Genomic DNA, 12,043 nt, shown 5'->3' on the forward strand with positions numbered 1-12,043 from the left:
GGCGCCGCCAGACGGGCTTTCGCCTCTCCTATATCAGGCTCGGCCGACGTGCGGACGAGCCCTAGCGCTTTTCAGATCAGAAGGAACCAGGCTTCTCATGGGTGAACTGGCCAAAGAAATCCTCCCGGTCAATATCGAAGACGAGTTGCGGCAGTCGTATCTCGACTACGCGATGAGCGTCATCGTTGGCCGGGCCTTGCCGGATGTGCGTGACGGCCTTAAGCCGGTGCACCGGCGCGTGCTCTACGCCATGAGCGAGCTGGGCAACGACTGGAACAAGCCGTACAAGAAGTCCGCCCGTGTGGTGGGTGACGTCATCGGTAAGTACCACCCCCACGGCGACACCGCCGTCTACGACACCATCGTGCGGATGGCCCAGCCCTTCTCGCTGCGCTACATGCTGGTGGACGGCCAGGGCAACTTCGGTTCGGTGGACGGCGACAACGCCGCGGCCATGCGTTACACCGAAGTGCGGATGTCCAAGCTCGCCCACGAACTCTTGGCCGACCTGGACAAGGAAACCGTCGACTGGGTGCCCAACTACGACGGCACCGAGCAGATCCCGGCGGTGATGCCCACGCGCATCCCCAACCTGCTGGTCAACGGTTCCAGCGGCATCGCGGTCGGCATGGCCACCAACATTCCGCCGCACAACCTCGGCGAAGTGATCGATGGCTGCCTGGCGCTGATCGAGAACAGCGAGCTGACCGTCGACGACCTGATGCAGTACATCCCCGGTCCGGACTTCCCGACCGCGGGTATCATCAACGGTCGTGCCGGCATCATCGAGGCCTATCGCACCGGTCGTGGGCGCATCTATGTGCGGGCCCGCGCCGAGGTCGAGGACATCGACAAGAGCGCCAATCGCCAGCAGATCGTCATCACCGAGCTGCCCTACCAGCTCAACAAGGCACGGCTGATCGAGAAGATCGCCGAGCTGGTGAAAGAGAAGAAGATCGAAGGCATCACCGAGCTGCGCGACGAGTCCGACAAGGACGGCATGCGCGTGGTCATCGAACTGCGGCGCGGCGAAACCCCCGAGGTGGTGCTCAACAACCTCTACGCCCAGACTCAGCTGCAGACGGTGTTCGGCATCAACGTGGTGGCCCTGCTCGACGGCCAGCCGCGCACCCTGAACCTCAAGGAACTGCTGGAAGCCTTCATTCGCCACCGTCGCGAAGTCGTCACCCGGCGGACCGTCTACGAACTGCGCAAGGCGCGCGAGCGTGGCCACATCCTCGAAGGCCAGGCGGTCGCCCTGTCCAACATCGATCCGGTCATCGAGCTGATCAAGAGCTCGCCGACCCCGGCCGAAGCCAAGGAACGCCTGATCGCCACGCCCTGGGAATCCAGCGCGGTACGCGAGATGGTCGAGCGCGCCGGCGCCGATTCCTGCCGTCCGGACGAATTGCCCGAGCAGTATGGTCTGCACGAGGGCAAGTACCACCTTTCGCCGGAACAGGCCCAGGCCATCCTGGATCTGCGTTTGCACCGCCTGACCGGCCTGGAGCACGAGAAGCTCATCGCCGAGTACCAGGAGATCCTGCTGCAGATCGGCGAGCTGATCCGCATCCTGACCAACCCCGAGCGGCTGATGGAAGTCATCCGCGAGGAGCTGGAAAAGGTCAAGGCCGAGTTCGGCGACAAGCGTCGCACCGAGATCATCGCCTCCCAGGTGGACCTGACCATCGCCGACCTCATCACCGAGGAAGACCGCGTCGTCACCATCTCCCACGGCGGCTATGCCAAGTCCCAGCCGCTGCACGCCTACCAGGCCCAGCGCCGGGGCGGTCGCGGCCGTTCGGCCTCGGCGGTCAAGGAAGAGGACTACATCGAGCACCTGCTGGTCGCCAACAGCCATACCACCCTGTTGCTGTTCTCCAGCCTGGGCAAGGTCTACTGGAAGCGTACCTACGAGATCCCCGAGGCCTCCCGCGCCGCCCGCGGCCGGCCGCTGGTCAACCTACTGCCGCTGGCCGAAGGCGAGCGCATCACTGCCATGCTGCCGGTCGATCTGGAAGCCGTGCGCCAGCAGGCGCCCATCGGTGAAGAGGACCTGGGCGAGCAGGACGACAACCTGGACATCGAAGACGCCGTGCTGGTGGAAGACGAGGTCGAGGTCGAAGGCGAAGAGGGCGAGCTCCTCGACGCCGAGCAGGACGAGCCCACCGGTGCCTACATCTTCATGGCCACCCGCAACGGCACCGTGAAGAAGACCCCGCTGGTGCAGTTCAGCCGTCCGCGCAGCAACGGCCTGATCGCGCTGAAGCTGGAGGAGGGCGACAGCCTGATCGCCGCCGCCATCACCGACGGTGCCCGCGAAGTCATGCTGTTCTCCGACGGTGGCAAGGTCATCCGCTTCAAGGAGCGCCATGTGCGCACCATGGGCCGTACCGCCCGCGGCGTGCGCGGCATGCGTCTGGCCGAGAACCAGCGGTTGATTTCCATGCTGATCCCCGAGCCGGGCGCCGAGATCCTGACCGCCAGCCTCAATGGCTTCGGCAAGCGCACCGCCATGGCCGAATACCCGCAGCGTGGTCGCGGTGGCCAGGGCGTGATCGCCATGGTCATCAACGAACGCAACGGTCCCCTGATCGGTGCCATCCAGGTACTGGACGGCGAAGAGATCATGCTGATCTCCGACCAGGGCACCCTGGTGCGTACCCCGGTCGAGGGCATCTCCCGTACCGGCCGTAACACCCAGGGCGTGACCCTGATCAAGCTCGGCAAGGGCGAGAAACTGGTGGGCCTGGAGCGGGTGCAGGAGCCTTCGGTGGACGAAGAGCTGCTGGACCACGAAGCCGAGCTAGACGACGAACTGCTCGACAAGGAATTGCCGGTCGACAGCCACGAGCCGGACCAGGACGATGTGCTGCCCGGTGCCAGCGACGTGCCGAGCGATGACCTTCCCAACGAGGATGACGAGCGATGAGCAAGCGTGCTTACAACTTCTGCGCCGGCCCGGCGGCCCTGCCTGAAGCTGTGCTACGCCAGGCCCAGGCCGATCTGCTGGATTGGCAGGGCCGTGGCCTGTCGGTAATGGAGATGAGCCACCGCGGTGAAGACTTCACCGCCATTTCGAGCCAGGCCGAGGCCGACTTGCGCGAGTTGCTGGCCATCCCCAGCAACTACAGGGTGCTGTTCCTGCAGGGTGGCGCCAGCCTGCAGTTCGCCCAGCTGGCGATGAACCTGCTGCCCGAGGGCGGCACCGCCGACTACATCGACACCGGCATCTGGTCGCGCAAGGCCATCGAGCAGGCGCAGCACTATGGCACCGTCAATGTCGCTGCCAGCGCCAAGGGCTACGACTACTTCGCCATTCCGGCGCAGAGCGAATGGCAGCTGTCCAAGGACGCCGCCTACGTTCACTACACCCCCAACGAGACTATCGGCGGCCTGGAATTCGACTGGATTCCGGACGTGGGCGACGTGCCCTTGGTGGCGGATGCCTCTTCCGACATCCTCTCGCGGCCGCTGGACGTCTCACGCTTCGGGCTGATCTACGCCGGCGCCCAGAAGAACATCGGGCCGAGTGGTCTGGTGGTGGTGATCGTCCGCGAAGACCTGCTGGGTCGCGCCCGCGCCGGCTGCCCGACGCTGCTGGACTACAAGGTCGAGGCCGACAACGGTTCCATGTACAACACCCCGGCCACCTTCTCCTGGTACCTGTCGGGGCTGGTGTTCAAGTGGCTCAAGGAGCAGGGCGGCCTGCCCGCCATGGAGCGCCTGAATCGCCAGAAGAAGGAGCTGCTGTACGGCTTCATCGACGCCAGCGACTTCTACAGCAACCCCATCGCCAAGAATGACCGTTCCTGGATGAACGTGCCCTTCCGCCTGGCCGACGAGCGCCTGGACAAGGCCTTCCTGGCAGGCGCCGAGGAACGTGGCCTGCTGTATCTGCAGGGCCACCGTTCGGTGGGCGGTATGCGCGCCTCCATCTACAACGCCGTCACCCTGGAAGCCGTCCAGGCGCTGGTGACCTATCTGGCCGAATTCGAGAAGGAGCACGGCTGATCATGTCGGAACACGAGCTCAAGGCTCTGCGCCTGCGAATCGACAGTCTGGACGAACGCATCCAGGAGCTGATCAGCGAACGTGCCCGCTGCGCCCAGGACGTGGCACGGGTCAAGATGGGGACGCTGGCGGAGGGCGAAAAGCCCGTGTTCTACCGACCCGAGCGCGAAGCCCAGGTACTCAAGCGGGTGATGGAGCGCAATGGCGGTCCGGTCCGCGACGAAGACATGGCGCGGCTGTTCCGCGAGATCATGTCCTGCTGCCTGGCCCTGGAAGAGCCGCTGCACGTGGCCTACCTCGGCCCGGAAGGCACCTTCTCCCAGGCCGCGGCGCTCAAGCACTTCGGCAAGGCCGTGGTGACGCGGCCCATGGCGGCCATCGACGAGGTCTTTCGCGAGGTCGCCGCCGGCGCCTCAAACTTCGGCGTGGTGCCGGTGGAGAACTCCACCGAGGGTGCGGTCAACCACACCCTGGACAGCTTCCTCGAGCACAACCTGTCGATCTGCGGCGAGGTGGAGCTGCGCATCCACCACCACCTGTTGATCGGCGAGAACACCAAGGCCGACAGCATCACCCGCATCTATTCCCATGCCCAGTCGCTGGCCCAGTGCCGCAAGTGGCTGGACTCCTACTACCCGAGCGTCGAGCGGGTGGCGGTGGCCAGCAACGCCGAGGCGGCGCGGCGGGTGAAGGGGGAGTGGAACAGTGCGGCCATCGCCGGCGACATGGCGGCTTCGCTCTATGGTCTGACCCCGGTGCAGCAGAAGATCGAGGATCGCCCGGACAACTCCACGCGCTTCCTCATCATCGGCAATCAGGACGTGCCGCCCAGTGGCGACGACAAGACCTCCATCATCGTCTCCATGCAGAACAAGCCGGGTGCCCTGCACGAGCTGTTGCTGCCGTTCCATACCAACAATATCGACCTCAGCCGGATCGAGACGCGGCCATCGCGCAGCGGCAAGTGGACCTACGTCTTCTTCATAGATTTCCTCGGCCACCAGGCCGATCCGCTGATCCGCGACGTGCTGGAGCGCCTGTCCACCGGCGCCGTGGCGCTCAAGGTCCTTGGCTCCTATCCCCGCGCCGTGCTCTGACGGCGTCCTCGATCGGTTGCGTGCGTCAGCGTCGGCGCACGCAACCGTGCTCGTCAAAGGTCACCAGGCGCGAGCGTTCCTTGTGCTGGCGCCCGTCGTAGTGATAGCGGGTCAGGGTATCCAGCTGGGAAATCCGCCGCGGTTGTCCTAGGGCGTTCTCCACGTCCGCTCGGCTCATGCCGACCCTGACCTGTCCGCGGATGATCGCCTGCCGCCTCTCGCTGGCGCTGAGCCGATCACCGCACCCATCCGTCTTGGCGGCCACCACCGTTGGCGCACGCGAGACCTCCTTGCGGGGTGCGGCTTTGGGTTTCGCCATCAGGGTGGGCCTGGCGCCACCCGGACGTGGGTTGTCCGCGCGTTGCAGGCTGCTGTCGCTGTCCGAAGCGCAGCCGCTGGCGGAAAAGGTGAGGTGGCCGCTGGCATCTTCGCAGCGATAGACCGTGGCCGAGTGGGCCGGGTCGCAGCCCAGCAACAGGCCGAGCACGAGCAGCTTCTTCATGGGACGTCCTCCTTGACGTAGGCCTCCAGCTTAGCGAAGTAAAGGTCGCTGCACGAGAACCAAAATCGCCGTCTCGATACCCTGGCAAAGCCCTTGCAAATAGCTGTTTTGAAACCCTTTTGCCTTCGCACCGGCAACCGGTCCGGTGTATCATCCCCGCCGTCAGCCCCGCCGGGGCAGTGGTCATCCCCCCTTATGGACTTACCCAGTCAACACTCAATCGCCTTTTTCGTCCCGTTGTTGAGATAGGGTTCGTCGGTGCGCTCCGCCGGCGGGCCGGAGTGCGCTATGACCGTAGTGAAAGAAGCAGACATCAGAAAGCCCCACGAGACGCTGCAGGAGCGGCTCGCTCAGGTCGTCGAGTTGCTGGAGCGCTACGACCTCGCTGTCGAGGCGCGTGAAGACCAGGACCGCGCCCCCGTAGCCCCCGCCGATATTCCCGAAGAAGGCCTCGAAGAGCTGCGTGCCCGCCTGGACGAGCTGCACCCGGCCGACGTCGCCTTCATTCTCGAAGCCCTGCCGCAGGAAGATCGTCTGACCGTCTGGGGGCTGGTCAAGACCGAGCGTGATGGCGAGATCCTGCTGGAAGTCTCGGACGCCGTCCGCGAGACGTTGATCGCCGACATGGACGATCAGGAAATCCTCGCGGTGGCCGGCCAGCTCGACGCCGACGAACTCGCCGATCTGGCCGCGGACCTGCCGCGCGATGTCGTCCATGAGCTCATGGACGCCCTGGACGCCCAGCAGCGCGAGCGGGTGCGCTCCGCGCTGTCCTACGAAGAGGATCAGGTCGGTGCCCTGATGGACTTCGAGATGGTCACCATCCGCGACGACGTCGCTCTGGAAGTGGTGCTGCGCTACCTGCGCCGGCTCAAGGAGCTGCCCGACCACACCGACAAGCTGTTCGTCGTCGATAACGACAGCATCCTCAAGGGTGTGCTGCCGATCAAGCGATTGCTGGTCAACGATCCGGACAAGCTGGTGGTCGAGGTCATGGCCAAGGAAGCGGTGGCCTTCCATCCGGATGGCGACGCCTATGACGCGGCCCAGGCCTTCGAACGTTATGACCTGGTCTCGGCCCCGGTAGTGGACAAGAACGGCAAGCTGATCGGTCGTCTCACCATCGACGAGATGGTCGATCTGATCCGCGAGGAAAGCGAAAGCGAAGTCCTCAACATGGCCGGTCTGCGCGAAGACGAAGACGTCTTCGCCTCGGTGTGGAAGTCTGTGGGCAATCGCTGGACCTGGCTGGCCACCAACCTCATCACCGCCTTCATCGCTTCGCGCGTCATCGGGCTCTTCGAGGGTTCGATCGAGAAGCTGGTGGCTCTTGCCGCGCTCATGCCCATCGTGGCCGGCATCGGCGGCAACTCGGGCAACCAGGCCATCACCATGATCGTCCGCGCCATGGCGCTGGGGCAGATCAGCGTCACCAGCACCACGCGGCTGCTGCGCAAGGAAATGGGCGTCGCCCTGTGCAATGGGGTCATCTGGGGTGGGGTGATAGGGCTGGTGGCCTTCTATCTCTACAGCAGCTGGTCATTGGGCTTGGTGATGATGGGCGCCATGACCCTCAATCTGCTGCTGGCGGCCTTCATGGGGGTCCTGATTCCCATGACCCTGCAGCGCTTCGGTCGCGACCCGGCCATGGGCTCGAGCGTACTGATCACCGCCGTGACCGACAGCGGCGGCTTCTTCATCTTCTTGGGACTCGCCACCCTGTTCCTGATGTAGGGCAGGGTGGACCGCAACGGGCTGCCCAGGTGCGGGGCAGCCCGGACGCCGTCAGGAGGCGGCGTCGATGTCGTGGGCGATCAGCGAGATCAGGGCATTCTGCTGTCGACCCGAGAGTTGCCGAAAGCGCTGCAGCAGTTCCCGCTCACTGGCGGTGATCTCCGGACTGTCCAGGCGAAGCCCGGGTTCGTCGCCTAGGGCGCCCTCTTGCTGCAAGCTCTGCTCGAGGCGCGCGATGATCTCGGAGTTCATGCTGCGATGATGGTTGCGGGCCACATCCGCGATGCGCTCTCGCATGCCCTCGGGCAGACGCACGACGAATTTGTCAGCGGTACGGCTTGAGTAGGATCTAATGGCCTGGGTCATTGAGGTACTTCATCTGGAGTCAAAAATCAGTGAAGGCGTAAGCCCTCGTCTCGTTCCGCTAGCACTCACGGCACCTTGGACTCTGTAACGACCTGTCCCTAGGCGTCTGTTTTTATTGACGTCAATTTACCGACGTACTGGGCAAATTGCAAAGCTAACGAAGAACTTCCTTCCTCTGCCAGCCTTGCATGCCCGCCTGGTTCAACCGAGCTGGAACATGACAAACGGTTCGCTGCTCGTTAACATGAGTGCCCTTTCCTGTCCCAGTAGCTCAATTGGATAGAGCATCCCCCTCCTAAGGGGAAGGTTGGTGGTTCGACCCCACTCTGGGACACCAGATTCCTTTCCAGTACCTCTCCTCGCGGCCCGACGCCGTCAAGCGCCCTTGCCGAACCGTTACAGCAGTTCGGAGGATAGGGCAAAAACAGCGACCTTGTCCGACTTCCAGGCTCTTCCAGCAGCGATTTGTGGTTGTGATCACAGCGTAGAGCAGCAGAAGAAAACCTGTCGAATTTATCTGTACTCTCCGTTGGCTAACCGTCTGCATTGCATGAATCTGGAGCGCCTCTGGAGGTTCGCGTCATGGCCTTTTATCCCGTCCTACTTTCAGTCGTCTTCGTCGTTCGTAATCAGGCAACCGAGTTGCAAAACGTGCTTGAGCGCGCCGCAACTGTCATCGGTCCCTTGGTAAGTGACTACGAACTTATCATCGTCGACAACGCCTCCTCTGATGACAGCGTAGCTCGATTAAAGCAACTCACCAGTATCAATGGCCTGCCCAATCTGCAGGTATATGCCCTGACCAAGGAAGTGGATTCGGATACCGCCGCCTGGGTGGGGTTGGAAAATGCCCTGGGCGACTTCGCAGTCGTCATAGATCCGGAAACCGATGACATCGCCTTCCTGCCCGACATGTTGCAACAGGCAGCCGGTGGGGTAGACGTGGTCTTTGCCAACAATCAGCAGAAAGTTCGGCAGACTCTTTCTTACAGCCTTTGCTCCAATGGCTTCAACAGTCTCTACAAGAGATTCAATGGGGTGGATCTGGCCAAGGACGCGCCCCAATTCCGAATGCTCAGCAAGAAGGTCATCAACTACATCCTGCGCCATCCTGCGCCAGCGTTGACCTACCGGCATTTACCCGCCACCGCAGGGTTCTCGCGCATCAACCTCGAATACAGCATGCCGCCGCGCAGCACCAAGCCCAAGCGGCTGTCCGGCAGTTTCGATCGGGGTGCTCGACTGCTGGTGTCCTCCACCCGCAAGCCCATGCGCATGGTCAGTTTCCTGTCCATCGTGGGGGCCCTGTCCAATCTGCTCTATTCCATCTACGTCATCGCCATCGGTGTGTTCAAGGATGACGTGGCACCCGGTTGGGTGACGATTTCATTACAGCAGTCCGGCATGTTCTTTCTCATTTCGCTGGCCCTGCTGGTGCTTGGCGAATATGTCCTGCAGTTGACCCACAGAGTCAACGAAGGGCCGCTCTATCATGTCGCCCAGGAGTTCACCAGTGCGGTCATGACGCGGCGCGACAAGCTCAATGTCGAAGTGGTGCAGGGCGGTAATGCCGCAAGGCCGGCTACTCAATCCGGCATGGCCTGACGATCATGAGAGATGCGATCGTCATAGGTGGCGGATTCTACGGGGCCATGACGGCCCTATATCTCATGCGGGTGAGAGGCTTTGCGAAAGTCACGCTGATCGAAAGGGAAGAGGGGCTGTTGAAGCGCGCCTCTTATCATAATCAGGCACGGGTTCATAACGGCTATCACTATCCCCGCAGTTTCGTCACGGCCTTTCGCAGTCGGGTCAACTTGCCGCGCTTCCTGCGCGACTATCCCGATGTGGTGGTGCGGGACTTCACCAAGTTGTATGCCATCGCCCGCAACAACTCCAAGGTGACGGCCAAACAGTTCGAGCGTTTCTGCCAGGGTATCGAGGCGTCCTTACAGCCCGCACCCGAGGAATTAAGTCGACTGTTCGACGACCGATTGATCGAGTCGGTGTATCTCACCGAGGAATATGCCTTCAACTCCGCGGTGCTCGCCGCGGAAGTCGGTCGTGAACTCGATGCCGTTGGCGTGGAGTTGCGCTTCAAGAGTCGGGTAACGGCGATCCGTGGTGAAACCGGTGGTCTGGGCGTCGAGGTGGTCGACGAAGCGGGCGGGCAGGAGGAGATGCACTGCCGCTATCTCTTCAACTGCACCTACAGCGGTCTCAACCAGTACGGCGGTGATTTCCCCGGTACCACCACGCGTCTGCGTCACGAGATCACCGAGATGGCCCTGGTGGAGATGCCTCCGGAGCTGCGCAATCTCGGCGTGACGGTCATGGATGGTCCGTTCTTTTCCATGATGCCCTTCCCGGCGCGCGGTCTGCACACCCTGTCCCATGTGCGCTACACCCCGCACCTCAACTGGGAAGACGCCAATGGCACCGATCCCTATGCGCTGCTCGACGACTACGATCGTGCCTCGCGGGCGGACTGGATGGTGCGGGACGTGGCCCGCTACATGTCGGCGGCGGCACGGGTGGAATACCGGGATTCGCTGTTCGAGGTGAAGACCATCCTGATGAAGAACGAAGGGGACGACGGCCGTCCCATCCTCTTCGAACAACACCCCCAGTTGCCCGGCTGCTATTCGATGCTGGGCGGCAAGATCGACAACATTTTCGATGCCTTGGAGCGCCTCGATGCCGAACCCTTCCACTGAAGCGACACCCAGGGGGGTGTCCGGCGTCGCCGGTTTCATCAGCGTTCTGGCCTTTTCCATCATCAACTTCTTTCTGTTCGGCAAGGGCGTCATTCTCGACCCCTTCCACCAAGGGGAATACTTCGCCACGCTGCCGACGCTGCTGCACAGTCAGCCGGGCGCCCATGCCTTCACCATCCATGGTGGGCTGGATTTCATCCCGGTATGGCTGGCGCAGACCTGGTTCGGTGCCCAGCACACCTTCCTGGTGACCCAGATCCTCTATGGCCTGTGCAACACCGGCGCGGCCTTGCTGCTGTGGGGCACGGCGGTATTGCTATGCCCCGTGCCCAAGGGCCGCGCGCGCCTGATCCTACTGGTCGCCGTGGGTGCCCTGGCGACCCAGGTGGTGGGCTATCGCGATCTCTTCCTGCTGTTGTCGCTGTTCCTGTTCTGCCTGCATCGCAAGGTGGAGACCACGCCGCGACGCCTGGTGTGCGAGGTGTTGCTGGGGCTGGCGGCGGGCTTCAATCTGTTCTGGTCCTATGACCGCGGCATCGCCGGGGTGCTGGCCATCGGCTCGGCGGTAGTACTCGCCTTGTTGCTGCAACGGCGGCATCTGCTATCGATCCTGAGTTTCGCGGCGACCATTGCCTGGCTTGGCTTTGGTACCGATTTCTTCGCCCTGACCGACTACGTCAAGAACCTGACCTTCCTGCTGGAAACCTCTTCCCAGTGGGGCTATGGCCTGAGCGCCCGTCCTCTGGCGCTGAGCTTGCTCCTGGTAGTGCCCACGGCCCTGGCAGGTTTCGCCCTGATCCGCTGCCTGCCCTGGCCGTGGCGTTGGAGCGAAGACCTGCCGCTGATTGGCGCCCTGGCGGTGCTGCTCGCGATCTTCTTCAAGATCGGGGTCAATCGCGCGGACTTTCAGCATATCCAGATGGGTTTCTGGGTGCCCTTGCTGAGCCTGCTCTATGCCGCCCGCCGGCAGCGCCTCGCGCGCAATGGCGGCTGGGATCTCTCGGCCCATCCACGAGCGGCAGCAGTCGCCATTGTGGCTGCCGTGCTGCTCGGGCTGGTCGGGCTTAATCCCTCACCGTTCTTCGCGGTGTTGCTGGCGGGTGCCCTGCTGGCCTTCAGCCGGCGGCTGCTGGTGCCGGCATTGGCGGCGCTGCTGGTGCTGCTCGCTGCCTTCAATCTGTACAAGTCGCCGGTGGAGCGGGTGTGGGCCCAGGGGCTCGCCTGGGTGCCAGCGCTGACCGCCTTGCCGGATGACGCGGCGCTGGCGACACCAGGGGTGCAATGGGCTTCGCGCCGTCTGCAGGAAAGTGGCGCCCAGTGCGTGTTCGACCTGGCCAACAACGGGGTCATCAACGGGGTGACCGATCTGCCGGCCTGCACCAAGTACATCTATCCGGTCTATGCCACGCCACCCTACGAGGCCGACCTGCTCAGCGATCTGCAGCACGCCGATCCGCCAGCGGTGGTGTATTCGACGACCTTCTGGTCGTTCAACCTGAACAACATTTCCATGCACGACAAGTTTCCACGACTCAAGGCCTACCTGGACGCGCGATATCCCGTCGAGGAGTGCCAAGTGGACTATTGCCTGAGATTCAAGACCAAGGGGTGAG

The 12,043-nt window shown here is 63.0% G+C and carries 9 protein-coding genes and 1 tRNA gene; 8 read left to right on the top strand and 2 right to left on the bottom strand.

Annotated elements, in window-relative coordinates:
* Positions 1–97 precede the first annotated feature (97 nt).
* Genes gyrA through pheA form a run of 3 tightly spaced genes read left to right on the top strand, consistent with a single transcriptional unit; the run spans position 98 to position 5,111 of the window.
* Positions 98–2,932, top strand: coding sequence for a DNA gyrase subunit A (gyrA, locus tag BMZ43_RS15100; RefSeq protein WP_017641990.1), 2,835 nt, complete (start codon positions 98–100; stop codon positions 2,930–2,932).
* Positions 2,929–4,014 (top strand): 3-phosphoserine/phosphohydroxythreonine transaminase, encoded by a 1,086-nt coding sequence (serC, locus tag BMZ43_RS15105; protein ID WP_017641991.1) that lies wholly within the window; start codon positions 2,929–2,931, stop codon positions 4,012–4,014. Before gyrA ends, serC begins: the two co-directional genes overlap by 4 nt.
* A gap of 2 nt (positions 4,015–4,016) precedes the next feature.
* A complete protein-coding gene (gene pheA, locus BMZ43_RS15110; RefSeq protein WP_017641992.1) occupies positions 4,017–5,111 on the top strand; it encodes a prephenate dehydratase in 1,095 nt (364 codons plus the stop codon).
* Positions 5,112–5,136: 25 nt separating this feature from the next.
* Here the strand turns inward: pheA and BMZ43_RS15115 are convergent, their stop codons facing one another.
* The gene (locus BMZ43_RS15115; protein WP_017641993.1) at positions 5,137–5,613 is read right to left on the bottom strand and encodes a DUF4124 domain-containing protein; all 477 of its coding nucleotides are present in this window, start codon (positions 5,611–5,613) and stop codon (positions 5,137–5,139) included.
* A 288-nt stretch (positions 5,614–5,901) separates the two neighbouring features.
* Between BMZ43_RS15115 and mgtE the strand changes: the two genes are divergently transcribed.
* Positions 5,902–7,347, top strand: a complete 1,446-nt coding sequence (mgtE, locus tag BMZ43_RS15120) for a magnesium transporter (protein ID WP_017641994.1) — start codon at positions 5,902–5,904, stop codon at positions 7,345–7,347.
* Positions 7,348–7,398: 51 nt separating this feature from the next.
* Here mgtE and BMZ43_RS15125 read toward each other — a convergent pair whose 3' ends face one another.
* Complete coding sequence (locus tag BMZ43_RS15125; protein WP_007160462.1) at positions 7,399–7,713, bottom strand: Arc family DNA-binding protein; 315 nt, start codon at positions 7,711–7,713, stop codon at positions 7,399–7,401.
* A 260-nt stretch (positions 7,714–7,973) separates the two neighbouring features.
* On the opposite strand from BMZ43_RS15125, the gene BMZ43_RS15130 reads away from it, so the two are divergent.
* The 4 genes from BMZ43_RS15130 (at position 7,974) to BMZ43_RS15145 (ending at position 12,042) form a co-directional block, all read left to right on the top strand.
* Positions 7,974–8,050: transfer RNA gene (locus BMZ43_RS15130), tRNA-Arg, on the top strand.
* A 245-nt stretch (positions 8,051–8,295) separates the two neighbouring features.
* Positions 8,296–9,318, top strand: a complete 1,023-nt coding sequence (locus BMZ43_RS15135; protein ID WP_064308375.1) for a glycosyltransferase — start codon at positions 8,296–8,298, stop codon at positions 9,316–9,318.
* Positions 9,319–9,365: 47 nt separating this feature from the next.
* Positions 9,366–10,430 (top strand): FAD-dependent oxidoreductase, encoded by a 1,065-nt coding sequence (locus BMZ43_RS15140; protein WP_017641996.1) that lies wholly within the window; start codon positions 9,366–9,368, stop codon positions 10,428–10,430.
* Positions 10,411–12,042, top strand: a complete 1,632-nt coding sequence (locus BMZ43_RS15145) for a hypothetical protein (RefSeq protein ID WP_231893067.1) — start codon at positions 10,411–10,413, stop codon at positions 12,040–12,042. The genes BMZ43_RS15140 and BMZ43_RS15145 overlap by 20 nt, the downstream gene beginning before the upstream one ends.
* Position 12,043 lies beyond the last annotated feature (1 nt).

The sequence above is a fragment of the Pseudomonas sp. Snoq117.2 genome (assembly GCF_900110545.1).
Lineage (GTDB): Bacteria > Pseudomonadota > Gammaproteobacteria > Pseudomonadales > Pseudomonadaceae > Chryseomonas > Chryseomonas benzopyrenica.

What these genes read in the sequence shown, in the direction of transcription:
- gyrA (WP_017641990.1), top strand. Translation starts at nt 98, where the DNA reads ATGGGTGAACTGGCCAAAGAAATCCTCCCGGTCAATATCGAAGACGAG.
- serC (WP_017641991.1), top strand. Translation starts at nt 2,929, where the DNA reads ATGAGCAAGCGTGCTTACAACTTCTGCGCCGGCCCGGCGGCCCTGCCT.
- pheA (WP_017641992.1), top strand. Translation starts at nt 4,017, where the DNA reads ATGTCGGAACACGAGCTCAAGGCTCTGCGCCTGCGAATCGACAGTCTG.
- BMZ43_RS15115 (WP_017641993.1), bottom strand. Translation starts at nt 5,613, where the DNA reads ATGAAGAAGCTGCTCGTGCTCGGCCTGTTGCTGGGCTGCGACCCGGCC.
- mgtE (WP_017641994.1), top strand. Translation starts at nt 5,902, where the DNA reads ATGACCGTAGTGAAAGAAGCAGACATCAGAAAGCCCCACGAGACGCTG.
- BMZ43_RS15125 (WP_007160462.1), bottom strand. Translation starts at nt 7,713, where the DNA reads ATGACCCAGGCCATTAGATCCTACTCAAGCCGTACCGCTGACAAATTC.
- BMZ43_RS15135 (WP_064308375.1), top strand. Translation starts at nt 8,296, where the DNA reads ATGGCCTTTTATCCCGTCCTACTTTCAGTCGTCTTCGTCGTTCGTAAT.
- BMZ43_RS15140 (WP_017641996.1), top strand. Translation starts at nt 9,366, where the DNA reads ATGACGGCCCTATATCTCATGCGGGTGAGAGGCTTTGCGAAAGTCACG.
- BMZ43_RS15145 (WP_231893067.1), top strand. Translation starts at nt 10,411, where the DNA reads ATGCCGAACCCTTCCACTGAAGCGACACCCAGGGGGGTGTCCGGCGTC.